Annotated in this window: 13 protein-coding genes; 9 read left to right on the forward strand and 4 right to left on the reverse strand. The window is 56.2% G+C overall.

The window, feature by feature from the left end; genetic code table 11:
- The first annotated feature begins 556 nt into the window (after positions 1-556).
- Together nrdD and nrdG are read left to right on the forward strand one after the other, a co-directional pair.
- A complete protein-coding gene (gene nrdD, locus FG381_RS01320) occupies positions 557-2,719 on the forward strand; it encodes an anaerobic ribonucleoside-triphosphate reductase (RefSeq protein WP_139687175.1) in 2,163 nt (720 codons plus the stop codon).
- A gap of 9 nt (positions 2,720-2,728) precedes the next feature.
- Positions 2,729-3,205: an anaerobic ribonucleoside-triphosphate reductase activating protein gene (nrdG, locus tag FG381_RS01325; protein WP_139687176.1), complete on the forward strand. Its 477-nt coding sequence runs from the start codon at positions 2,729-2,731 to the stop codon at positions 3,203-3,205.
- 85 nt (positions 3,206-3,290) lie between these two features.
- Here nrdG and FG381_RS01330 read toward each other — a convergent pair whose 3' ends face one another.
- The gene (locus FG381_RS01330) at positions 3,291-7,223 is read right to left on the reverse strand and encodes a DEAD/DEAH box helicase (protein ID WP_139687177.1); all 3,933 of its coding nucleotides are present in this window, start codon (positions 7,221-7,223) and stop codon (positions 3,291-3,293) included.
- 690 nt (positions 7,224-7,913) lie between these two features.
- On the opposite strand from FG381_RS01330, the gene FG381_RS01335 reads away from it, so the two are divergent.
- From FG381_RS01335 to FG381_RS01355, 5 genes are all read left to right on the forward strand, one after another.
- On the forward strand, positions 7,914-8,045 hold the full coding sequence (locus FG381_RS01335; RefSeq protein WP_139687178.1) for an ESPR-type extended signal peptide-containing protein: 132 nt from the start codon (positions 7,914-7,916) through the stop codon (positions 8,043-8,045).
- Positions 8,046-8,110: 65 nt separating this feature from the next.
- The gene (locus FG381_RS01340) at positions 8,111-14,401 is read left to right on the forward strand and encodes an autotransporter outer membrane beta-barrel domain-containing protein (RefSeq protein ID WP_139687179.1); all 6,291 of its coding nucleotides are present in this window, start codon (positions 8,111-8,113) and stop codon (positions 14,399-14,401) included.
- Positions 14,402-14,485: 84 nt separating this feature from the next.
- On the forward strand, positions 14,486-14,959 hold the full coding sequence (locus tag FG381_RS01345; protein ID WP_139687180.1) for a hypothetical protein: 474 nt from the start codon (positions 14,486-14,488) through the stop codon (positions 14,957-14,959).
- Entirely contained in the window at positions 14,916-17,177 is a 2,262-nt protein-coding gene (locus tag FG381_RS01350) for an AAA family ATPase (RefSeq protein WP_165697788.1), read from the forward strand. The genes FG381_RS01345 and FG381_RS01350 overlap by 44 nt, the downstream gene beginning before the upstream one ends.
- 253 nt (positions 17,178-17,430) lie before the next feature.
- Positions 17,431-18,492 (forward strand): molybdopterin-dependent oxidoreductase, encoded by a 1,062-nt coding sequence (locus FG381_RS01355; protein WP_139687182.1) that lies wholly within the window; start codon positions 17,431-17,433, stop codon positions 18,490-18,492.
- Here the strand turns inward: FG381_RS01355 and FG381_RS01360 are convergent.
- Both FG381_RS01360 and FG381_RS12690 read right to left on the reverse strand, forming a co-directional pair.
- Positions 18,481-18,693: a hypothetical protein gene (locus FG381_RS01360; protein WP_139686989.1), complete on the reverse strand. Its 213-nt coding sequence runs from the start codon at positions 18,691-18,693 to the stop codon at positions 18,481-18,483. The genes FG381_RS01355 and FG381_RS01360 overlap by 12 nt on opposite strands.
- Positions 18,680-20,431 carry an IS1634 family transposase gene (locus FG381_RS12690; protein ID WP_228025661.1) on the reverse strand — a complete coding sequence of 584 codons (1,752 nt, stop codon included), beginning with the start codon at positions 20,429-20,431 and terminating at the stop codon, positions 18,680-18,682. The genes FG381_RS01360 and FG381_RS12690 overlap by 14 nt, the downstream gene beginning before the upstream one ends.
- 128 nt (positions 20,432-20,559) lie before the next feature.
- Between FG381_RS12690 and FG381_RS01370 the strand changes: the two genes are divergently transcribed.
- Positions 20,560-21,963: a molybdopterin dinucleotide binding domain-containing protein gene (locus FG381_RS01370; RefSeq protein ID WP_139687183.1), complete on the forward strand. Its 1,404-nt coding sequence runs from the start codon at positions 20,560-20,562 to the stop codon at positions 21,961-21,963.
- A 22-nt stretch (positions 21,964-21,985) separates the two neighbouring features.
- On the forward strand, positions 21,986-22,597 hold the full coding sequence (locus FG381_RS01375) for a DMSO/selenate family reductase complex B subunit (RefSeq protein WP_139687184.1): 612 nt from the start codon (positions 21,986-21,988) through the stop codon (positions 22,595-22,597).
- 104 nt (positions 22,598-22,701) lie between these two features.
- Here the strand turns inward: FG381_RS01375 and FG381_RS01380 are convergent, their stop codons facing one another.
- Positions 22,702-23,616 (reverse strand): AEC family transporter, encoded by a 915-nt coding sequence (locus FG381_RS01380; protein WP_139687185.1) that lies wholly within the window; start codon positions 23,614-23,616, stop codon positions 22,702-22,704.
- Positions 23,617-23,804 lie beyond the last annotated feature (188 nt).

Consider the following 23,804-nt stretch of genomic DNA (forward strand, 5'->3'; position numbering starts at 1 on the left):
AACTAAAACCGCCCGGAGGGATTTTGTTCTTCCCGGGCGGTTTTCCCATTAGTCGTCTTCGAAAATTTCGCAAATGTGCATTTTTCCACAGATTGTGGATAAAACTCGTTGATCGAAGCAAGAAACGCTATATATGGTGTTAAAGAGGTTCTCTGATGAATCTATGGTGCAGAAATGGAGGAGCAGGGCAATTCCTTCAATTTCACTGCCCATTGATAAACATGATTTTTGATTTTTTCTATCGATCGTCCGGCAGAAAACTTATGGCTGATATATCGGAAAAATTTGAGGCCGCCTAAAAAATAGGCAAATCCTGAGGCGTTTTGAAAGCTGAGAAAAATCAGACAGCTTTTTGAGGCGGTTTTCGGGGCCGCGGCAGAGATCCGGGGGAGGATCGGGAGACCGGCGGGAAAGGGTGGATCCGTGGTTTATAATGACGCCCTATCGGAATTAAATATTCATAAAATTCAAAGGTATAGCACCGATCGGCGAGCTTCCGCAGGGATGGTCGCCGTTCTTTTTGAGTGCTTCCCTTGGGTGCCCGGAGCTTCTTGAGATGCAGGTATTAAAGAAAGACAATTCGCTTGAGCCTTTTGAAGATAAAAAGATAGTGAGCGCCATCGAAAAGGCGGCATTTCGCTACGACCGGATCATTCCGGAAGAAACGATGACCGCGATGGCGGAAACCGTCAAAAAACGCGTTGAGAATCAGGAAGCTGTTCCGGTTGCGTCCCTCCATGAACTCGTCATTGCGACGCTCAATTCCTTCGGCTTCAAGGATGTCGCGGATTCGTACGCCGAATACCGCTACTACAAGACGACCTACGCCAAGACCTTCGAAAAGATCCGCCAGGAAGCCGACGACGTTCTGCGTCTCGGCGACCGCGAGAACGCGAACTTCGACTCGTCTCTCGTTTCCACTAAGGGCGTCCTGATCAAGGGCTATCTCACGAAGGAGCTCTATAAGCAGTTCTACCTCTCGAAAACCGAGAAGGCGCTCACAGAGCGCGGCGACATCTACATTCACGACATGCGCGACATGATCCTCGGATCGGTCAACTGCTGTCTCCTTGACGTCGCATCGATTCTGAAGGGCGGCTTTGAGATGAGCAATGTCGAATATACGGAACCGAAGAGCGTTCACAGCGCGCTTCAGGTGATCGGCGACATCACGCTCGTCGCTTCCGCGCAGCAGTTTGGCGGCCTCACGATCGCCGAACTCGACAAGGTTCTTCTTCCCTATGTGAAGAAGACCTGGGCGCGCGCCTATGAAAAGTACAGGGAAACCTGCGGGCTCCCCGAAGAAGCTGCGAAGAAGATGGCGCGCGCCGAAACGATCCGCGAGCTTGAGCAGGGCTTCCAGTCCCTCGAACTGAAGCTCAATACGGTGACGTCCTCGCGCGGCGACATCGCCTTCACGACCGTTTCCTTCGGCCAGTGGGATCCGAAGCTCCCCGAGGAAGAGAAGGAATGGCTCTATGAAATCGACCGCATCATCCTCACGACCCGCAGAAACGGCCACGGCGCCCGCCGTCGTCCGGTGATCTTCCCGAAGCTCGTCTACCTCTACGACGAACGTCAGATCAAGGAAGACAAGTGGTCGGCCTCGCTCTTTGAAGAAGGCGTGAAGACGAGCGCTCAGTGCATGTATCCGGACTGGCTTTCGCTCTCGTCCGACCATGGCGACGTTTCGAAATTGTTCTTGAAGACCGGCGTCGTCACGAGCCCGATGGGGTGCCGTGCGTACCTCACGCCCTGGCAGGATCCGGAAACGGGCAAGTACGTGACGATCGGCCGCTGCAACATCGGTGCGGTTTCGCTCAACATTCCGCTTCTCATCAGCCTTGCGCGTACCGAGCATCCGACCGAATGGCGCGAGAAGTTCTGGGAGATTCTTGACAACCGCCTCGAGGTGATCCGCGAGTTCCTCAAAAAGCGCTACGACTTCATCCGTCACCAGCGCGCTTCCTCCAACCCGCTTGCCTTCACGCAGGGGGGCTTCTACAAGGGCTACCGTCAGCCCGACGAAGAAGTGGGGGACCTTGTCGACTACATGACCGCGAGCTTCGGCATCACGGCGCTCGATGAGTCCACCTATCTCTGGACGGGCGAACGCATGATCGACGAGGGCGGGAAGTTCGCCCACAAGGTGCTGCGCCACATTCAGAACCGCATCGACACGTTCAAGGCCGAAGACCATCATCTCTACGCGATCTACGGCACGCCCGCGGAATCCCTCACGGGCACGCAGGCGCGCCAGTATGCGGTCTTCTGCCGCGAGCGCGGGATCGACAATGTGTTCGAGCATACCGAGCACTACGATCCGATGTACTTCTCGAACAGCTTCCACGTCAATGTGACAGAGGACATCACGCCCTTTGAGAAGCAGGATGCGGAGTTTGAGAGCTTCCACCTTGCTCCCGGCGGCCATATTCAGTACGTGCGCCTCACGAACCCCGAAAACTTCGAAGCCGATGCGGCCATCATCCGCCGCGGCATGAAGATGGGGTTCTATCAGGGCGTCAACTTCGACAGCGCCTACTGCAACGACTGCGGGACGCACTCGAACAACGTGCTCAACAAGTGCCCGCACTGCGGGAGCACCAATCTCTCGGTGATTTCGCGCGTCTGCGGGTACCTGGGCTACTCCAACATGAACGGCCGCACCCGCATGAACGACGGCAAGCAGCGCGAGATCGAGCGCCGCATTTCGATGTAAGTCGAAAAAATGAACTACTGCGGCTACAGCAAGTTCGACGCGGCCAACGGCCCCGGAGTACGGGTATCGCTCTTCGTCTCCGGGTGTACGCTCCACTGCAAGGGGTGCTTCAATCCGGAATCCTGGGATTTCGGTGCAGGGAAGCCCTTTGATGCGGATGCGCTCGCGAAGCTTCTTCGGGACTCCGACGATGATTCCATCGCCGGCCTCTCCATTCTCGGGGGCGACCCCTTTGAGAGGGAGAACATCCCGGAGGTTGAGCGCATCGTCGACGCCTACCGCGGGAAGTTCGGGAAAGAGAAGACCATCTGGATCTGGACGGGGCGCAAGTACGAGCACCTGATGAATGATCCTTCTGCGAAGTCTCTCATCGAAAAAATCGATGTGCTCGTCGACGGTCCCTTCATCGAAAGCCGCAAGGTGACGGAGAAGGGCAAGTGGTTCGGGAGCACCAATCAGCGCGTGATTGAGATCGCGGGGATGTGAGGTCCTTGGAAGCCGCAGCCGAGCTTCAGAGACTCAAACGCAAAGAAAGAGGCCCGGAGAGATGAATTCTCACGGGCCTCAATCGTTATTTGGAAAGCGAGAAGATCGACTTGATCTCGTCGTCCGTGAGGTCTCCGATCCAGGATTCGCCTACGCCCACGGCAAGGTCCGCGAGTTCGCGCTTTTTCTTCAGCATCTCGTTCACCTTTTCCTCAAAGGTGCCCGCCGTGATGAAGCGGTAGACCACAACGTCGCGACGCTGACCGATTCGCCAGGCGCGGTCGGAGGCCTGATCCTCAACGGCCGGGTTCCACCAGAGGTCGTAGTGAATGACCGCAGATGCGGCGGTGAGGTTGAGGCCCGTGCCGCCCGCCTTGAGCGAAAGCACGAAGACTTCCGCATTGGGGTCGTTCTGGAAGGCGTCGACCATTTCCATGCGCTTCGAGGCCGGCACACCCCCGTGCAGGAACTCGGGAGTCTTCCCCGTCGCATCCGCGATCCAGCGAACGAGCCTTTCGCCCATTTCGCGGAACTGCGTGAAGATGAGCGCCTTTCGCCCCGATTCGCGGCAGCGGTGAAGGAGCTCGAGGAGCGCTTCAGCCTTCCCTGAATCGGGCTTATCGGAGATTTCCTTCAGGAACTGAGAGGGCGAGTTCGAGATCTGCTTCAGGTGCAGAATCATGCGCAGAATCTGTCCGCGGCGGGATGCACGGACGTGAGCGGCATTGAGCGTTCGGCCGTTCTGGTCGGCGCTCGCTGCGCTGGCGTCGAGGGTTTCGAGTTCCTCGAGATTTTCTCTGAGGCACTCTTCGTAAAGCGCAATCTGCCGCGGAGTGAGCGTCGTAAAGTAGTCGACGACGTTCTTTTCCGGCAACTCATCGAGAATGCCCGGATCGGTCTTGACGCGCCTCAGAAGAAACGGAGCCGTAATTTTGCGGAAGCGGTCGATCGCGCCCGCATCCCGATGCTCCTCAATCGGTTCGACGTATTCACGGCGGAACTGCGCGGGCGTGCCGAGAAGCCCCGGTTCCAGGATCGAGAAGATCGACCAGTATTCGGACAAGCGGTTTTCAACCGGCGTGCCGGTGAGCGCTACCACGGCGTCGGCAGGGAATTCCTGGGCGGCACGCGCCTGACCGGTCTTTGAATTCTTGACGGCCTGCGCCTCATCGAGAACGAGAAGCCTGAAATGAAGCTCGGAGAGCTTCGGGAATTCGCGCTTCAGGAGACCGTAGGAGGTAATGAGAATGTCCGGACGGTCGGGGCCCTCATCGAGTTCGCGCTCCTTGCCGTGGAAGATCTGCGTGGTGAGTCCGGGCGCAAAGCGTTCGATCTCGCGCTGCCAGTTGACGAGAAGCGAGGCGGGAGCTGCAATGATCACGCGGCCGGTGGTGAGGAGCCCCCGGTTCTTCAATTCCACGACGGCAGCGATGACCTGAACGGTTTTGCCGAGACCCATGTCGTCGGCTAGGAGCGACCCGAGGCCGAGGAGCGCATTCTGCACGAGCCACGAGTAGCCGCGGACCTGATAGGGACGAAGCGTCGCATTGAGGCCCTGGGGCGGCGGGAGCTCCTTGACGGCCGCCTGTTCGCGGATTTTGCCGAGGAGCTCTTCGGTCGCTTCCACCGTCCTTCCGGCAATCTGGCCCGAGAGGAGCGCGCGGAGCTTTTCCCAGTTGGTGAGGGCCTTCTTCTGCGCCTCCATCCATTCAATCACCAGTCGATCGAGGTCGGCCTTCGAGAGATGAAAGAGGGCGCCGCCTGAGGTAATGAGTTCGCCCTCGGCATTGATGCGGGCGCGAAGCTCTTCGAGCGTCATGCGCTCGTCGCCGACGGCGATTTCCCAATGGAAGTCGGCGAGCGCGGCGGCGTTCAACATTCCCTGAGTTGCAAGCCTGGGGCTCTTCGGAGAGGCCTTGGGCGCAGACGATGCCGAGAGCACAATTCTCGGCTTTTCGATTTTTTTGAGCGCCTCGGGAAGATCGAATTCAATCCCGTAAGCCGAAAGCGCCGGCATGGCGGTAAAGAGGAAGTATTCCCACTGGCTTCTCGGACGCCAGGCCGGATTCTCAAAGCTCGCGCCGAATTCAGAGAAGAGCGGATGCGTGCCGGAGAGGAGCTCAACCGATGCGCGCACGCGATGATCGGGGTCAATCCGAAGCTTTTCCCAATCGCTGATCGAAAGGCCGTGAGACGCATTCGCGGTCTCGTCCGCCTCATGCGCGGCTGTCGGTTCTTCCGATTCCGTGCGGGGCTTCACGCGGAGCGTAAGCTTTAATGCGCCGTTTTCGAGTTCGCCCGCGAGCACCAGCCGGCATGGCGTCGTCATGGCGGCGAGCGGGAGCGCGAAGAAGGCGGAGAGAACGCTCGCGAGATCGTCGTACGCAGGGGGTTCCGGCGCAAAGCCGTCGCCCGTGAGAGCTTTTCTCACGCGCCTTCCGATCATGAGGCGGCTCACTTCCTTATTCTTCTCGGAAGCGTTTCTCACGAAGGCCGTCGTGATCAGCGTCATGCACCAGAAGAAGGCGCGCATCTCTGCGCCTTCCTCCGCCGGATCCTCGCCCGAAAGGAAGGTCTTCTCAATGCCCTCACGGCGGGTGAGGAGACCCTTCGTGAGCGCGAAGGCTTCAGAAAGGAGCGTCTTCACCTGAGGCGTCGAAACGGCCGGAATCCAGAAAACACGGAAGCCCGGATACTGGTCGTAGCATTCGGTTGCGGTCAACGGCACCGGAATCGGAGCAACCGCACCAGCGGCCACGATTTCAGCTGCGGTCTGGCTCAATGCATGCCAGATCGCGAAGGCGGGCTTCATGGGCAGTAGCTCGCGGCGCGTGAGGGCAAGAACCGACTGAAGGAAGATCTCGGAATTCACATGGAGATCCCGCATCTTCTCCTCATCGTGATCCGACGGAGGCGCCTTGATAACGGCTTCGAGCCGGAGCGTCGGAAGAACGCCCGCCTCGAAGTCGATCGCGAGGGAGGCGTCCTTCGTGAAGATTTCGGCCTGAGTCTCGAGAAACTTCCGCCATTTCGGGTTGATCGTGACCGCTGGCGTTCTCTCCTGGCGCTCCTCGCGGCGGATGAGCTGCCCGAGGAGCTCGCGCACGCTGTGAGCGGACGCCCGGACGACGGTTTTCAGAAACTCTCTTGCTTCCGTGTCGCCGAATGCGCACCAGGAGCGGCGGGCAATGAGAGGCGACAAACCGGTGGCCGGGAGCGCGTCGATGAGCTCCGTTCCGGCGTCGGGGAGGGGCTGAGGCATCCAGAAGCGGAGGCGCTGAAGGCGCTCGTCGTCCTCCATCGCGGGGACCTCAAGCTCCGGGATCTGAGCTGCGGCAAAACGGATGATTTCACCGATTTTGGCGTAAGTGAAGGGGGTCGCCGGGGAAGGCGCTTCCCGCTGGAGCGATTCGCCGTAGCTGCCGGAAGACGCGCCTTCGGCTGCTCGGTCATTGCGGGGATTCTCGTCGCCGCCTTCGGGAGAGAGCTGACCCGCGGGTTTTTCAAGCTTTTCGGCTTCCTCGGCAAAATTGAGATTAATGAAGCGGAACCACCGTCCGGGTTCCTGCTCGAGCTCTTCAAGAAATGCGGCGATCAAAAGCGCGCATTCGCTCGACATCATGCCGGGATCAAATTCGATGCTTCCCGGGTTCTTCAGAAAGACGTCTTCGCCGGAGGCTTTGATGGCGTCATTGAGCGCCGGAGGAAGATCCCCGCTCGCGAGACACGGGATGAGTCCCGTGATTTTGGCGGCTTCTCCGAGAATTTTGGTGACCGACGGGGTCGAGCCCGGGTAGAAATGCATCGCGAGCGTATAGAGCTGCCCGCGCGAATTCGTGAGCGAAAGCTTGACCGTCCGCGACGTACGGTCCCAGGTGAGTTTCCGGGATTTGAGTCCGTGAAGGCGTTCCTGCGCCGCAATCCAGATGCCTGGTGACGTGTAGTTGGGGAACTGCGAGGAGAAGGTCTCAAACCACTCCTTGCACTCCCAGCTGCTTCCGCTCGTAAAGCCCTGCATTTCTCTGAAGCCGATACTGAAATTTGCTGTTGAAGGAAAAAACTTCTGGCCCGGTTGCCGCAATGCGGTTTTCGCGGGCCAAAGACGGATTTTACCCCGATCGATATGCTGAAAGAGCTTTGCGGCGCCTTGATGCAACGGGCGCGGGAAGCAAATTGGGAGTGGCGGCGGCGCCGCGGAGCAGAGCTCAGCTCTTCGACCGGCGAATTGCTTGTGCTCCTGAGATCCGGGCGCCGTGTCTGAAATTAGGTTTGAGGAGCATCAGGATCCGGTCGGTTGCGAGGAGGAAGTTGTTTGCGGCGCCAAGTGTGATCGCCGGCGCTCGATCGCTCGAAAAGCTGAAGAAGGGAAAGGTCCGGGCAGAGCGCTGAGCCTCTTGCAACCTGCCGTGAAGTGGCAGACGTCCGGATTTGGCGGGCAGGCCACCGGCTTAAGGTTTCCCCTATTTATGTCGGCATGTTGGACGAAAACGCTATCGTCTTTCGCCTCTCGATGCCCGCCGCAGCGCCGGGTGATGGGCTGCGGACGAGGCCGTGCGATTGATATGACTTTCTTCGCAATCTGCGGGTATTCCGGATATGCGGTGAAATCCTGAAACTTCAAGCACGTTCAGGCGGCAAAACAGGCGACAATAGTCTTATCTTGAAATCGCAATGCAGTCCCTCGGGTTTGCAGCGAGGAGGTGTGATCATGAATACCGTCTTTAAGGTCGTCTACAACGAAGCTCTGAAAGTCTTCCAGGCCGTCAACGAGATGACGCGAAGCCGCGGCAAGCGCGCTTCCTCAAATTTCGGGGGGGGCAACCAATTGATTTTCCTGTAAATAATTTTAAGGCTCGTTTTTCTGGCGTTTCGGTCGCTCTTCTGGCCGCTGGAATTCTGGGCGGAATGCCTGTTTCTGAGTCGGCAGCAGCTGGATTGGATATCAGCGCCGACTATACCGTCACAGGGGATGCTCAATTTGATTACATTACAGCACCGGATGACAAGACAACCATCTCGCTTAAGTCTCCGAACTCGCTTACCATAAATTCTCAAAATAACCAGGAATCCTATATTGCTGCGGCGCTTTATGGTTTCGGAACTCTGACTCTTTATGATGCTTCTCTGACGGTTAAGGACAACGCTAAAACTAAATTTAACGGCACCATTAACCTGGAAGGCAAGACAATCGTCAATGTTGACCATCTGACCGCTTTTACGGGTGATCAGCCAGGAACGATCAATGTGGGGGAGGGCGCTGTTCTTAAAGGAAAAGGAAACGGAATAGCCACACCTATTAATGTTAAAGCTAAGCTTTCAGGAAATGGCACAATAGACCTCACGGAAGCTAAAGGATCTATCGTAGCGCTTTCTAACTCAGCTAACGCTTTTAAGGGTACTTTCAAACTGACTAACGGCACGCTGAAATGGGATAGCGGAGCCGCGAATTTCTTCGCTGACACAACGACTGAACTCTCAAACGCAAACATCGATGTCGAAAGCAGCGTGACGTTTAAGTCGCTGGCATTGAGCGGAACCAGCTGGATTACCTTTGCCAATAACAGCACTCTCGCTCTTGGAGAGAATCACCAACTGAATCTCTCCGCCGACACCCTTATTCGTCTCGTCGGCACCGGCACCATGAATGCGCTCCTGACTGGCGAAGGGATGCTGGCAATCGGCGGTAGTTCCACTTCAATCGGCACAGTGACGCTGAGCGACTCGGGTGCCCATTCCTTTGATGGCAGAATATCTGTCCTCAATGGATCCACCCTTACCGTAAACGGCTCCATTAGCGGCACGGGCGGAGACCTGGCTGTCTACGGCACTCTCAACATGAATGGTGCCTTCGATAAGTCTGAAGGTAATATCAACGTACTTGAGAATGGAAAGGCAACGTTTGAGGGCGAGCTTTCTGTCGGGGGGATTTCTGTTAACGGTACCCTGGATCTGAAAGGTAATGCTCAAACTAAAGGCCTCAACGGCTTAGGCCCCATCAACATTGAATCCGGCAAAGCTCTGACGATTAATTTCCAAGGAACTAAAGAGCGAGATTTGCAGATCTCCAACGTATTCAATGCAGCCAACAGCACAATCAATATTAATCGTCAAAATGCCGCCGGTAAGGTTACTTTTTATCTCGATAGCGGCAAAAGCACGGTTGGTACTTTGCGCCTGACGAACTCGCTCCTTTCTTCTTCAAACGCTGGTACATTTCTGCAAAATGCAGGACAAACGTTTGTTAATACGGGCAGCATTCTGACGATAGATAAGGATCTGGGCGTCAATACCCTTACGCTCGATGGCGGCGAGCTCTCGTTCGAAGGGAGAAAGCTTTCAGCCGATAAGGTAGTTCTCAACTCAGGACAGCTTTACATTGCGGCGAAAGACCTGGACGCAAACGCCTTCAACGTCTTTAAGAACAGCACACAGGAACAGGTCGTCATTGTCACGACAAGTGGCATCACTGGGTTAGAAAACGAAAACGTAAGCGTCGAACTATCCGGTCTTGCCTCCAGCATTCTTATCCAGAATGGGACGACAGAGGTAGCACAACTTCATTGGAAAGATCCTCAACAAGTCAATTCAGCCCAGACCCTTTCCGCAACGTACAAACTCGACTCGATCACGCTCCTCGACAATGCTGAAGGTAGCGGCGGCTACACAATTGAGGCTGACTCAAACCAAACGCTCAGCACTCCGCTCAATGGAGATGGGAACGTCACATTCGCCTCATCCAGTGCTGCCAAGAGCGACATCAGACTGATCATCGATGCTGACAACTCATACACCGGCGCCACATATGTGAAATCTGCTGGCGCATGGGGCATTATCGTTGCTCCTTTAAGAAATGCGACTTTCGGAGAAACGAAGCTTCTTTCCATCGGCACTAAAGGAACAGTTGATATTCAGCTCGGCATCAATACGGTGGTCGGGGCCCTCGAAGTTGCTGAGGGCGGCACGCTTAGCCTCAATGGAGAGCTGACCGTTAAGGGGGGATCGAACAACTACATAACAGGGGAAATCACCGGCACCACGTACGGCATTCTCAATATAAATTCCAGCCTCTCGGTTTCGGGGCAGCAGAGTTATGCGGGTACCATCAATCTAGAGGAGAATGCCGGGCTGGAGCTTGTTAGCGTCAAGGGACAAAGCGGTGCGAACGTGTTTCTTCAAGCGACAATCCGTGCAGGAAACAAGAGCACCATTACTACGGATTTCAACTACGAGGGCGGACCGCAAACACTGACTCTCAATGTAACGCCTAAAGATAAGTCATCCACATGGAATCTGGTGATCGCCGACAATACTTATCTGAAACTGGGCAAGACGTTCGAGGGTCTAGACAGCATCCGCTTTGCGAAGACTGGCAATGAAACGCCCAAGCTTACGCTTGATGATCAGTATCTCGGTACGGCTGCTGTGAATACGATAGGGGGTGAATTTTTTATCCATTTTGAGTCGTCAAAAGATAAAAAATTCAATGAAATTCAAAATGTTGTGTCCGGTGACGGCATCGTTTATCTGTTAGGGGATAAAGATGAGGTCGCCTTCACTAATAAAGGTACGAGCGAATTCAACGGAATTATTGATGCTTACGATGTGATCCTGAAAAGTTCCGGCACAAAAAATCAGCTTTGGAATGCTTCTCTTCGCCTAAGAAATGGCGCCATGTATGTTGCAGACGAGTCGGGCGTAACGTTGGGGGCCCTGACAGTCCTCGATGGCTCGACGCTGCAATTTACATCTACTGCTCTCCCGGGTCCCGGCACGAGTACTGCTAACAGCTTGTATGTTCAGAATGGCATCACGATCGAATCAGGCGGAATCGTGGATGTTGCAGAGGATGTCATCCGCGGTCTTAATCAGGACGTCGGTCAGGGAAATCTCCTTGAACAGGACGACAACAGCGAGCACGCCATCATGCTTGCCAACACGAATACAGGCAAAACAATAAAAGTAGCTGAGGGCGCCGTCTTGAAAGTGAAGGGCGAGACGCTGGAGGGAAAACAAAAGAAATTCCAGATAGGCGAGGATGCCTGGGGCACCTATGACTACAGGCTTGTTGCATCCGGGCAGAATCTTTCGGTCACCTACGGCCTGAAGACGCTTGAGGTGAATAAGGATCGGATGGTCACGCTAGGGCAGAACAAAAGTGGTGGTGAAGCCGCGCTTGACGCACGCGTCACAGGCGAAGGCGGCCTCACGATAAACACGACTGAGGCCGTCACGCTCGAGAATGCCAATAACGACTATACGGGCGCGACGCATGTTGTGAGGGGCAATATCATCGTCAATGAAGGAGCTCTCGGCAAAACGGCAAGTCTTGATGTCGATTCAAGGAGCGTGGTCACGATTCAAGGAGATCAGACGGACGTCCAGGCGCTCAATGTCCTGGGACGTCTTCACATCCAGAAGGGGGCTCTTACAGTCAACGGGTCAGACAACACCGTTGTCGAGCTGACGACGGATGCCAAGGATGCACTGAAAGGTTCGGGGAGCCTCACCCTGAAAGGCTCAAATTCCAGGATCGAAGGCGCCAACTCAGGCTTCTCCGGTGCCGTTACCTTAGCCGATAGCTCGACGACCGAAATTAATGATGTCGACGGGCTTGGTAGCGGTTTGATTGTCCTTGAAGAGAAGAGCACGCTCAAGGCGAACCTTTCTCAAGTCGATTTCGACAATAAGCTTATGGGGAATGGGCTCTTCAAAATCACTTCCGACAGCCCAGGCACTCCTGATCCAAAATACGTCGCTTTCTCAAATGCGACTGCTTTTTCCGGCACTTTTGATCTGCCGGCGGGGTCGACGATTGCGTTTTCGACTCAGTCAAAAGACGACTTCATTCTGAGCTCGAAGATCATTGGGGCCACCAGCCTGGTGATTTCAGGCAACGGCGGCAAATTTGCCTTCAACTCTGCAGATTCTGATCAAATCGCCGGCATTACCGATCGCCTTCAGCTCTCGAACGTTAAATTCACGCTTGACAAAAAGGTTGAGGGCAAAAATCTCTGGGCAAAAGATACCGAGCTTCAGGTTGCCAGTAAGAGCTCGCTCGGAGATTTGTCCCTGAATGATTCGAAGCTCATCTTTGCGGAAGAAGGTGCTCCCGGCACAATTGGTCCGGCGGGCACTCATCTGAGTGTCCAAAACCTATCCTTCTCCGGAACCAACACAATTCAGCTCGACAATATGTTCGTGGCAGCAAATCCCCCTGAAGACAGCAGCAAGGTCGGGCTGACTGCTCAGGATGTTCTTTCAGAAGATCAGAACGTTCGTCTGAAGACGGTTCTCATCACTTCGACTAATCCGATCAAGGGCGCTAAGGCAGCCGGTTTCACGCTCGTTGATAAAAATGGAGTTTCGATTGAGAGCGAAAAGTTCCGGACCTTCGCTATTTCCGACAAAGACGGGAACCATGTAGCAGACGGCACCTACAGCTACGGCATCAGCACGGATGACGCCGAAAACAATATCGGCATCGCCTGGCTGCTCACAAGTGTTTCGATCCTTGAGAAAAAGACTCTGTCGCTTTCTGAACGGAAAGGTGAGGACAACGTCCTTTCGGCGAAGCTCATCGGAGAGGGCGGATTTACCGTTGAATCCGGCAGCATCACGCTCGCCAACGAGAACGAGTACGAGGGGCCGACAACGGTGAACTCGAATTCAGAAATCGTTGCGACGAACGACAAATCCCTGGGGAAAACCTCCCGGCTCGACAATCGCGGCACCGTCACAATGACTGACCGCCAGATCGAGGTGTTTGGCCCCACAGATAATTCCGGCACGATCAACATCGGCATGGGTACTTACACCACAGGGTCTTATAAAGGTTCAGAAAATAGCGTCCTCAGGATCGCTGCCGAGGTGACGGCCGATAAAGCATCATCCGGCATGCTCGTCGTAAACGGCCTTGCTGAGGGTACGAGCCGTGTTGATCTTCAGCTCACGGATGCGACCATCGGCCGTGCGGTGACGGGAATTGATGTTGCGAAACTTGGCGAGGGATCAACGCTCACACTGAGTCTTGCGAATCCCGTCAGCAAGGGCGACTACAACTATCTTCTGATGTCGACGGATGACGGAACCAGCTACTACATCGTGGGCACTCTCAAGGATGCCGGCGGCGGCGACCAGCAAGGCGGCGATGGAGGCGAAGAGGAAGGCGGCGACGATGACAAGAAGCCCATGACCACGAGTCAGCTCAAAACGCCGGAAGCCGGCGCGAGAGCCGCTCTCGCGTTCCTCAACCTGCGCGCCTTCGACTTTGGACTCAACGCGCATATCGGCGAGAAGTCCTATGCGGATCCGTTCACGGGTGAGAAGAAGACGACGAGTCTCTGGCTCATCCAGGGCGGCAGCTGGAGCAAGATGAATGATTCCTCCGGTCAGCTTAGGAACGACGGCCACATGACCACAACGAACCTGGGCGGCGATCTCTATGCATGGAACGCCGCTGGCGGACGCTTCTCAGTCGGCCTCATGGGCGGCTGGGTCGACGGCTCCTACGATGTGGATTCCAGCGTCACGGGCCTCAAGGCGGATGCGGACTTCGACGGCTGGTCGCTCGGCGCCTATGCTGCCAGGCAGCATGAGGGTGAGAGCGGGCTCTTTGCCAATGCGCAGGTACGCTGGAACGACTTCACGAACGAAGTGAAGGGGCAGGGGCTCGCGAAGGAGAAGTACCACGCGAGAGGACTTTCGCTCGGCGTTGAAGCCGGCTGGAACCAGCGTCTTTGGACGGCGGCTGCGTCGGATGCAAGCCGCGCAATGGCCTGGGATGCGGCGCCTTTTGCCCGCGTCACCTGGTCCGGCGTTTCGGCGGACGATCAGACGGATGCATACGGTCAGCGCTTCAGCGTTGAAGGCGACGGGAACGTTGCAATTACGCTCGGCGCCCGCACGAGCTTTGAGTTCGGATCGAAGGACCAGACGCCGCGTTTTGCCGATCCGATCGTTCGCGTTTATGCCGAAGGCGCCTGGGTGCACAACACGAAGACCTTCGAAAGCACGGTCGTGAATGACAAGGGTGCAAGCACGGCCGAATTCGGCATCGACGACTACGGCCAGTTCCGCGTTGGTGTCGAAGGCGAGTTTACGAAGAACTTCCACCTCTGGGGCGACGTGACCCACGAAGCCGGCGGCAGCGGCTATTCCAGCACCGGCTTCACGGTCGGCGCAAAGTACGTCTTCTGACGCTCAGCTCTTCTCTTATTGGACTTTGAACCCGCCGCTCCTGAATGGCTGGAGACGGCGGGTTTCCTTTGTCCGGAGCTCTGAGTGAGCTTCGCTCCTCATCCGGCCCGGCTCGCCTGGGCGAAGAAAATGGAAGCGCCGCTCCTCACGGGAGCCTGCATGCGGCTTAGGGTCGCGAGCAATCTGCAATCGCAGAGGGGCCCCCGGCGCCTGCGCCGTCGAAGGTCAAAGGGCCTTCTGATGCGCGCATTCAGAGGATGGGTTCAAAGTCCAATCTGGAAGATGGTGATGCACCAATTTCCGAAGGCATCGCTCTGGTTCGCCGATGACTATTCGCATCTTCATAAAAGCGCACAATGTTTGAATCAGTCTTTTTTTGACGCATGGCCGATCACAATTCTTCTTGAGCGACGCAGAGAGTCAAGGATCGAAAAAGATAACTGCGCCGCGATGCTGATTTCTTCTGATAAAGCACGAAACCCCAAGAAAAATAAAAATGTACAGGCCTTTGCAAATGAAGAAGCTCACGGAATGCGGAAAGAAATCCGGAACATATGATTTCGAGAGAGCGGCAGTTCTCTGGATCGCCCGGCTTTATGTGAAAGGGGATGTCTGGCCGGTGCTGGACCTCAACGGTGTGGACACGAGACGGGCCTTCGACATCGCACTGCGCGACGAGGTGAAAGCGCTCATGTGGGCCCTCAAGAATCCTGATGCCGGCGAGACGCCCGAGGAGCGCGTGCGGCTCGGACGAGAGAACGCATCGAGCATGAACTTCATGGAGATGGATTCGCGCGACATCTGCGCCAATTCTTCGTGTGGCGTCTGGTTCAGAACCGTCAGGAAAAAGATTGGCCTGCAGGAAGTCGAAACCTGTCCGGAAAGCTTCATCAGAGAGCTCGAGGCGAGAGAGGCGGAAATTCATCAGGAGACGGAAGACCTCTTCCCGGAACACTTCCGCTCGAACATTCGCGCCTTTGCCGAAGCGTTCGGGCTCAAGCAGGATGAGAGCGATGCGCTTGCGTTTCTTCTGATCGCCAGATTCCATGAGCCCCTCAAGGAACTCCTTGACTATTTCGACTTCGCATCCGGCGGCGCGCGCCTCCTTTCCGAAGTGCTTTCGGTTGCCCTTGGAAAGGAGATGAACGAAAAAATCTTTTCTCCTGACGGTACGCTCATGAGCACCGGACTGCTTCGTCTCGGCAAGGCGTCTGAAGAAGCTCTTGACGACCGATTCGAGCTCCTCGGCGACGACGATCAGTGCGGGCGCGTCATGAATGAGCGGATTTCGCCCGAAGCCTTCTTCAGCTCGCGCATTTCCCGGGCGCCGAAGGCGACTCTTGCACTTGACGACTACAGTCACATCCCGGCAGTAAAGAATCTGCTGATTCCCTATCTTGCGAAGGTGCTTCAGACCAGAAAGGCGGGCGTCAACATCCTCGTCTATGGTCCCCCGGGAACAGGCAAAACGGAACTCACGCGAACAGTTGCGGAGGCGATCGGGGCAAAGCTTTACGAAATCGGGCCGCTGCGTAATGCAGAGAAGGAGAACGGAGAGCGTTCGCGCATCACCCGGTGGAACATCGCGGAGAAGCTGTACCGGTCGTCGGAGAAGACGCTCCTTGTGATCGATGAATCCGAAGACATCATCAACGAGGGAGCCGTTTTCACGCTATTCGGCGGTCCGAAGCGTTCCAACAAGGCCGAACTCAACAAACTCGTTGAAATTGCGCCCGTTCCGACCTTCTGGCTTACGAATACGCTCGGAGGGATGGATCCCGCATTGATCAGGCGCTTCGACATTGTTCTCGAAGTGCCGATTCCGCCCGAAAACGTGCGCCGGCGGATTGCCGGCAAGGTGGTCGGGAACCTTGTGAGCGCGGAAATGATTGACCGGCTTGCGTTGAGCGGGAAGCTCTCGCCCGCAGTCATTTCCCGTACCGCCTCCGTTGTTGCCGACCTCAATCTGAAAGATGAAAAGGCGAGGGACGAAGCGTGCGAAACGCTCCTTTCGGCATCGCTTGATGCGCAATCGCTCGGGCGGCTCCCCGGACGAGCTGAAGGGCTCCCCCGGTTCTACGACACGGAATTCGTGAATACAACCGCCGATCTCAAGGGCATCTGCGAGGGGCTGAAGCGCTGCGGGGCGGGGCGGCTCTGCCTCTACGGGCCTCCCGGCACCGGCAAAACCGCATACGTGCGCTGGCTCGCCCGCGAGCTCGGCGTTCCGCTCATCGCCAAACGCGCGAGCGACCTTCTCAACATGTTCGTGGGCGGCACCGAAGCTCTGATTCGCGAGGCTTTTGAAGAGGCAAAGCGCGCGGGCGCGCTTCTTCTCATTGACGAGGCGGATTCGTTCCTGCGCGATAGGGAATTGAGTCAGCGCTCTTGGGAAGTCACGCAGGTGAACGAGCTCCTCACGCAGATGGAGAGCTTCTCAGGCATCTTCTGCGCGACCACCAACCTCTTTGAGAACATTGACCGTGCTGCATTGCGCAGGTTTGACCTCAAGGCGAAGTTCGACTTTCTGAGACCGGACCAGAGGCTCGGGCTCCTCGAGCGTCATCTCGCTGCGCTCGGGCTTGGGACGGAAGGCGTGCAGGGTCTTCAGTCCCGCCTCGCAAGGCTTGACTGCATTACGCCCGGCGACTTCGCTGCCATTGAACGCGGTTCTGCCTTCAGCCCCATCCAGAGCGCAGAGGAATTTCTCCGTAGGCTCGAGGATGATGCGGCATTGAAGAAGGAAGGTCGAAAGAAGCCTCGGATCGGGTTTTGAGGCGGCCGGGAGGCTTTTGCTGGGTCCCTCCGGCGAACAGCATTTTGGAATGAAAGCGTAAGTAATGATAATCATTACTATCTTAATCTAAGCTCTCCAGCAGTCATTTCAGGGATGCAGTCTCAAAGGGGTAGAGCATTGTGAGTAGAAGTCGGAGATAATAGGGGGAAGCCTGCGGCGCGTAAGAGAGAACCGTCAAAGTGTTCCGTTCGCACCGGAGGATTCCCCACAACTCCGTCTCAAGGACCCCAAAATGCTTGAAACAGGAATTTCTCGCAGAGATCTCCTGCGCACATCGCTCGCGCTCGCCGGCCTCTCCATGACGCCGCTCGCGAGCGCCGTGGCGGCAGCGGCAGAAGACATTGAATCCTTTTCCTGGTGCGCCTGCGTCATCAACTGCGGTCAGCGCTGCCCGGTACGCTGCTTCACGAAAGCCGGGAAAGTGATCCGCATCGAAACCGACAACACGCTCCCCGATGCGACGGATGCGCCCCGGCAGATCCGCGCCTGCCAGCGCGGCCGCTCGATGCGCGAGCGCATTTATTCACCCGATCGCCTGAAGTATCCGATGAAGCGCATCGGTAAGCGCGGCGAAGGAAAGTTCGAACGCATTTCCTGGGAAGAGGCCGTGAAGACCATTGCCTCCGAATGGAAGCGCATCCGCGATACCTACGGTAATGAGGCGATCTACTGGCAGTACTGCTCGGGCCAGCAGTCGATCGTGAGTTCGCGCCGCGCCTGGCAGCGCCTCATGAACCTCATGGGCGGGTTCCTCAAGTACTACGGCTCCTACTCGAACGCTCAGCTCGCTGCTGCCTTCCCGCTTACCTACGGCGGTCGTCCGGCGTCGCTCCCGAGCGTGATTGCGGACGCCGAACTCTACGTCCTTTTTGGGAACAATCCTTCTGTTACGCGTCCCTCTGGCGGCGGCAAGGGCTACCAGATCGATCTCGCGCTCTCGAAGAAGCGCCCGAAGATCATTGTGATCGATCCGTGCTTTACGGATACGGCGACCACCCGTGCTGATGAGTGGGTTCCCATTCGTCCGGGCACCGATGCCGCGCTCGTCGAGGCGCTTGCCTACGAGTGGATCACGAAGAATCAGGTTGATCAGGCGTTCCTCGACAAGTACTGCGTCGGCTACGACGAAAAGACGCTTCCCGCATCCGCGCCGAAAAATGCCGACTACAAGTCTCATATTCTCGGCCGCGGCCCCGACCGCATCGAAAAGACTCCGGAATGGGCAAGCGCCATTACCCTGAACTTCCAGCCGTTTATTACTCTCGCGACTTCGGACGGTCAGTCAGCGACTTAAAAAGGTCATGAGTTCCTCCATGGTCTTACCGCTTCGAGCCATGGCTTCCGCAATCACTTCGGCCTGCCGCAGCGTCTTTTCCTTGTTGAGTTCGATGAGCTTTACCCCGAGCTTCTCGTAACGTGTTTTGACCTTCAGCAACCGCTGCTGAGTCAGTTTGATCTGCTTCTCAATCGAAGCCAGCGACTTACGCTTCGGCATCTTCATTCTCCTCCTCGCCAATCGGTTCCAGATCCTCGACGTCCTCCATGCTGTCTTTCTTTCCGGCAAGCGCGGCAGAGATGGCGGCGGCCTGCGACATAACCTTGTCCTTCGTCATGCCAAAGGATTTCAGGATGATTTCCTGCGTCCTCGTGATTGCGTGGTCAAGCTGATATCTGCCGTCATTGATTCTCACCAGCTCGATTTTCTCCAGTTCCCGGATCGCCGCAGGAACCGTCATGTAGTTCCTCTTTGTCGGCAGGCGGAGCATCTCATCCTTCAGGAGGTTGTAGAGCCTCTGTCGAATAATGAGAGCAATAAATTCAATAAAAATCTTGGCTCTTACGGCTTCTGCGGAGTGTACCCGCATGCTCTTGCTGCCCAGGAATGATTTGTCTGCGCTGAAGAGCTTCTCTGAGGCGTCGCGGCCTCGGTACTGCAGATAAGCGTCTCTGGCGCTCATTTTCTCGGAGGTAATGATGCAGAAATATCCGCATCTCGAATAAGCATGCTCGATGATGCTCTTCTTCTCTTCGGCAAAAAGGAAGCGGCCTTTTTCGTCGTAGTGACACTGGAAGTAATCTGTATGCGGGGATCCGAACTCCACTTCACGGCCGACCCACTGGTCGAAGTTCTTCTGCATCTGCGTCAGCGCGTTTTCTATATCGCGCCGCTCCGTCGCCATCTTCATGGGGTTAAAGAAGACATGAAAGTAGCGCTCCCGTGAGTCTTCCGGAAAAATCTTCATTTTTTCCGTTGTGCCGCTGATGCAATGCTCGCGCAGGGAGGCGTCGACGCGATTTTCGAAAGTGCCGTGGAGCCTGTCGACCAATTCGGCCACAAGTGCCTTGCAGCCCTTAACCATCATGATGAACTCAAAGTTATTCGCATCCATGTAGTCGATGTTGATCTTGCAGAAATAACCTCGGTCGATGATGAAGCCAATACGCTTGTAGTTGTACGCAATTGCCTTGTCTACAAGGAATTTGAACTGACTGACGTCATTAATGGAGCCAGGGTAGCATTCATAGAACAACGGCACCTGATTGGTTTTGTCGTAGGCGACGGCAAGATTAAAAATCGGGCATCCCTGATCGACTTTGGCCTTGCCGAATTCAACAAAATCAACATCTCCCGCCTGGCAGTTCTTATTAGTTGAATCATAGGAAATGTAGATCCGTGAGCGATGATCGCGCTTTGCGTTCCAGTCGTTCAGAAAGCCTGAAATTTGGTCCGGGCTGACGTTGGCGAGGAAGCTCGAGATGGCGGCGTCGCTCGCAATCCGCATGTCTTTCGAGAAGAGCGGATGTCGATATGCGTAGTCCGGGTAGTACTGCCCTTGATTCCTTTCCTCAATGATCATGTAGGCGGCCAGATCCAGCACCAGCCCAGCTCGATCAAGGAAATGCTTCTGGAGCATTTTGCCGAGGCCGTACGTCTGCACGATGTTTGCTATGACGATGTAGCTGCCGGCCATCAGCGTGCTGCAGCGCCTGGCGCTCTCCCGGACTTCTGGGAGAACGGCATCAGGGAAAAAGACCAGGAAATTTTCATTCGGAACCATGGTCTCGGTTTCACCAACGCATTTTCCGATTAGCACACGCTTGGGCACCGTGTGCTTCTTTTTCGGGTCGTAGCTGCGCTCCAGAACGTAGTGGATGTACGTTCCGCTCTTAGTGCCTTGCCGACTGATTTTTCCTTTGAGCCTGGGTATCGGGACCGTGAAATTCAGGAACATTCGAAGTTAAATTGCGAGAGTAATATATTACTCTCGAGTGTACAAGAAAAGCGCCGGCGACGCAATGAAATTTTTTAAGTTTTTTCGGTAGTAATGATCAAAATCCTGTTGGATCTTGAACGAGAGTCATGCGGTTCTGGAAGTTGAGGATTACGGGAATCCCTGCCGACGTGATCCGCCGTCTTGCCAGGGAGATGGCGGAAACGAAGCCGCTTTTCGTATCTCAGGGCTGGGGTCCGCAGCGTCAGGCGAACGGCGAAGATACGTCGCGCGCCATTGCGATGGTGCCGATTCTTCTCGGTCAGATCGGTCTCCCCGGCACGAATTCGGGCGAGCATGAAGGGAATACGCCATTCCCGGCCGTTTATCTCCCGGTCGGAAAGAACCCGGTCAAGGCGTCGATTCCCTGCTACCTCTGGACGGATGCCATTGTCCGCGGCAGCGAAATGACCCGCCGCACCGATGCGCTGAAGGGCGCTGAGAAGCTCACGCAGAACATCCGCATGATCATCAACTCGGGCGGAAACACGATGATCAACCAGCACGGCGACGCCAACTGGACGCATGAAGTGCTCGAGGATGAGAAGAAGCTTGAATTCCTCGTCGTCTGCGACAACATGATGACGCCTTCCTGCCGCTATGCCGATATTCTGCTTCCCGATACGCTCGGACCCGAGACGAACGACATGGCCTGCCAGGGCGGCAGCCACGGCGACGTCGCGGAAATGCTTGCCATCCAGAAGGCCTGCGAACCCGAATACGAACAGAAGCCTTCCTATGAAATCTGCCGCCTGATCGCGCGCGAGCTCGGGCTCGAGAAGGAATTCACCGAAGGCCGCACGCAGGAAGAATGGGTGCGCTGGTGCTACGAGGAAACGCGCAAAAAAGTGCCGGAACTTCCGACCTTTGAGGAATTCTGGAAGGCGGGGCTCGCCAAGGTCTGGCACTACCGCAAGGATCCGATTGCGCTCGAAGCCTTCAGAAAGGATCCGGAGGCTCATCCGCTCAAGACCCCCACTGGAAAAATCGAGATCTATTCCGAAAAGCTCGCGAAGGAAACTGCGGACTGGGTCATCGCTGAAGTCGACCGCATCAATGCGATTCCGAAATACTGGCGCACCTGGGATATGCCGGGCGATCCCCTCGAAAAGAAATATCCGCTCCAGTGCTTCGGCTTCCATGGCCACGGCCGCATTCATTCTACTTTCCATAATCTCCCGAAACTCAGGAGCCTCCATCCGGATGCGCTCTATATGAATCCGGTCGATGCCGAAAAACGCGGGATTCAGGATGGCGACGCCGTCGAGATTTTCAACGATCGCGGCATCGTGCGTCTCCCCGTGCGCGTGACGCCGCGCATCATGCCCGGCGTCGTCACGATGCCCCAGGGCGCCTGGTACAACCCGCAGATGATCGACGGACGCCGGGTTGACGTTGGCGGATGCATTAACACGCTGACCGGGCATCGTCCGAGTCCTTACGGCAAGGGGAACGCCCAGCACAACATTCTGGTCGACGTCCGAAAGGCCTGATGAAGAGAGGAGATAAAAGAAAATGACACAGAAAGGTTTCTTCATTGACGTCTCCCGCTGCACGGGCTGCCGCACATGTTCCGTCGCTTGTGCGGACAAGAACGGGACGCCTCCTGGCATCGACTTCCGCCGAGTTCTCGAAGTGGAGGGCGGGAGCTGGAAGGAAGACAAGAACGGCGCCTGGCGCCAGGACGTCTTTGCCTACTATGTTTCGATCGGCTGCAACGAATGCGCTGATCCGGCATGCGTCAAGGTATGCCCGACCAAGGCCCATATGAAGCGCGCCGAGGACGGGCTCGTCGTCATCGACGAATCGAAGTGCATCGGCTGCGGACTCTGCGCGAAGGCTTGTCCTTACGGCGTGCCGCAGTTGAATGCGAAGAAGCGCAAGATGACGAAGTGCGACGGGTGTCTCGATCGTACGATGAAGGGTCTCAATCCCGTCTGCGTGGAAAGCTGCCCCGAGCGCGCGATTGAATTCGGCGACATTGAGGAGCTTCGCCGGAAGCACGGGACGCTCGCGAGCATTGCGCCGCTCGCCGATGCATCGATCACGAAGCCGAGCCTCGTGATTAAGCCTTGCGCTTCCGCTAAGCCCTCGGGCTATGAGGGCGCAAGCGCGCATCGTTTCTAAGCTGCAATAGCTGCCGGAGACCTCTGAGGTCTCAGCACTAAAAAAATCCCCGGATGCCGGTGAAAAGCATTCGGGGATTTCTATTTCTCGGAGGTGGAAGCTCGTCAAATGATGTAGATCACGGCCGACATCGAGAGGATCGCCACGAATACGGAAAGGGTATTCAGATTGGCGGCCTTCGAGAGATCACCCTTAAGCAGGTTCGTGTAGATGAGATTCATGGCGGGAACCGGCGCAAAGCAGACGAGCACCAGAGCGCGGCGAACTTCGAGGTCGAAGGGGAGGCACTCAAAGAGCGTGAATGCAAGGAGCGCCTGGAGCACGAAGCGCATCGCGAGAATCTTCAGAAGATCGAGGAATTCCCGGAAGGTGAGAGAGAGGTTGAGCGCTTCTCCGATCATCACCATGCAGAGGAAGGTGTTGGCGGCTGCGCCGATTTTCGTGCAGGTAATCACGGCATCGGGGAGCTTCAGGCTCAGAAGGCAGAGAACGAGCATGAAGACGAAGGCAATGATGGGGCCTGAAGTTGCGAGCTTCTTGAAGACGACGCCGATCATTTTGGCGGGCGAGGTCTTTTCGCGCATGCCGGAGATGGCCGCATAGGTTCCGCCCGCCGCCATGAAGGCGTTCCCGAGGTCGAAGACGAGGGCGGTCAGGAGGCTCGCCGGCGAGAGGAAGGCCTGGACGTACGGAACGGCAAAGGGACCTACCGAGAATCCCGTGAGGTTCAATCGCCGGAAGTCTCTATCCTCAATATTCGACATTCTGAGGGTGAGGAGGATGCCAATGAGGAGAAAGAGAACGTTGGCGAGAAAGCCGATGGCAGCAATGACGGCGTAGTCGGCGGAGAGCTTGAATCCGTTCAACCCCGTCATCGTGACGCAGGGAAGCGTCACGCACATCACGAGCGCGCTGATCGCGTGAAAGGCTTCGGGCTTCAGAATATTGAAGCGCCTCAGGCCCCAGCCGAGCGCGATGAAGACAACGAAGGCGAGAACCTTGGCGAAATTTTCGTCCATGGGAAAAGCCGGAAAGATGAGTTTGGATGAGCTCGCTATTTTCCGCCTTTTCGCCGCGCTTCACCTCCTCCCGCGGGAGGAGGCGTGATGATGAAAATCAGAATCCGGCGATTTTCAGCATGATGCTTTTGTCTGAGAACTATCGGCTGCGGTGCGTCAGCCGTCTGGCATAACTTGCCCGAGGCAGT

Source organism: Sutterella faecalis, from assembly GCF_006337085.1.
Taxonomy (GTDB): Bacteria; Pseudomonadota; Gammaproteobacteria; order Burkholderiales; family Burkholderiaceae_F; genus Sutterella; species Sutterella faecalis.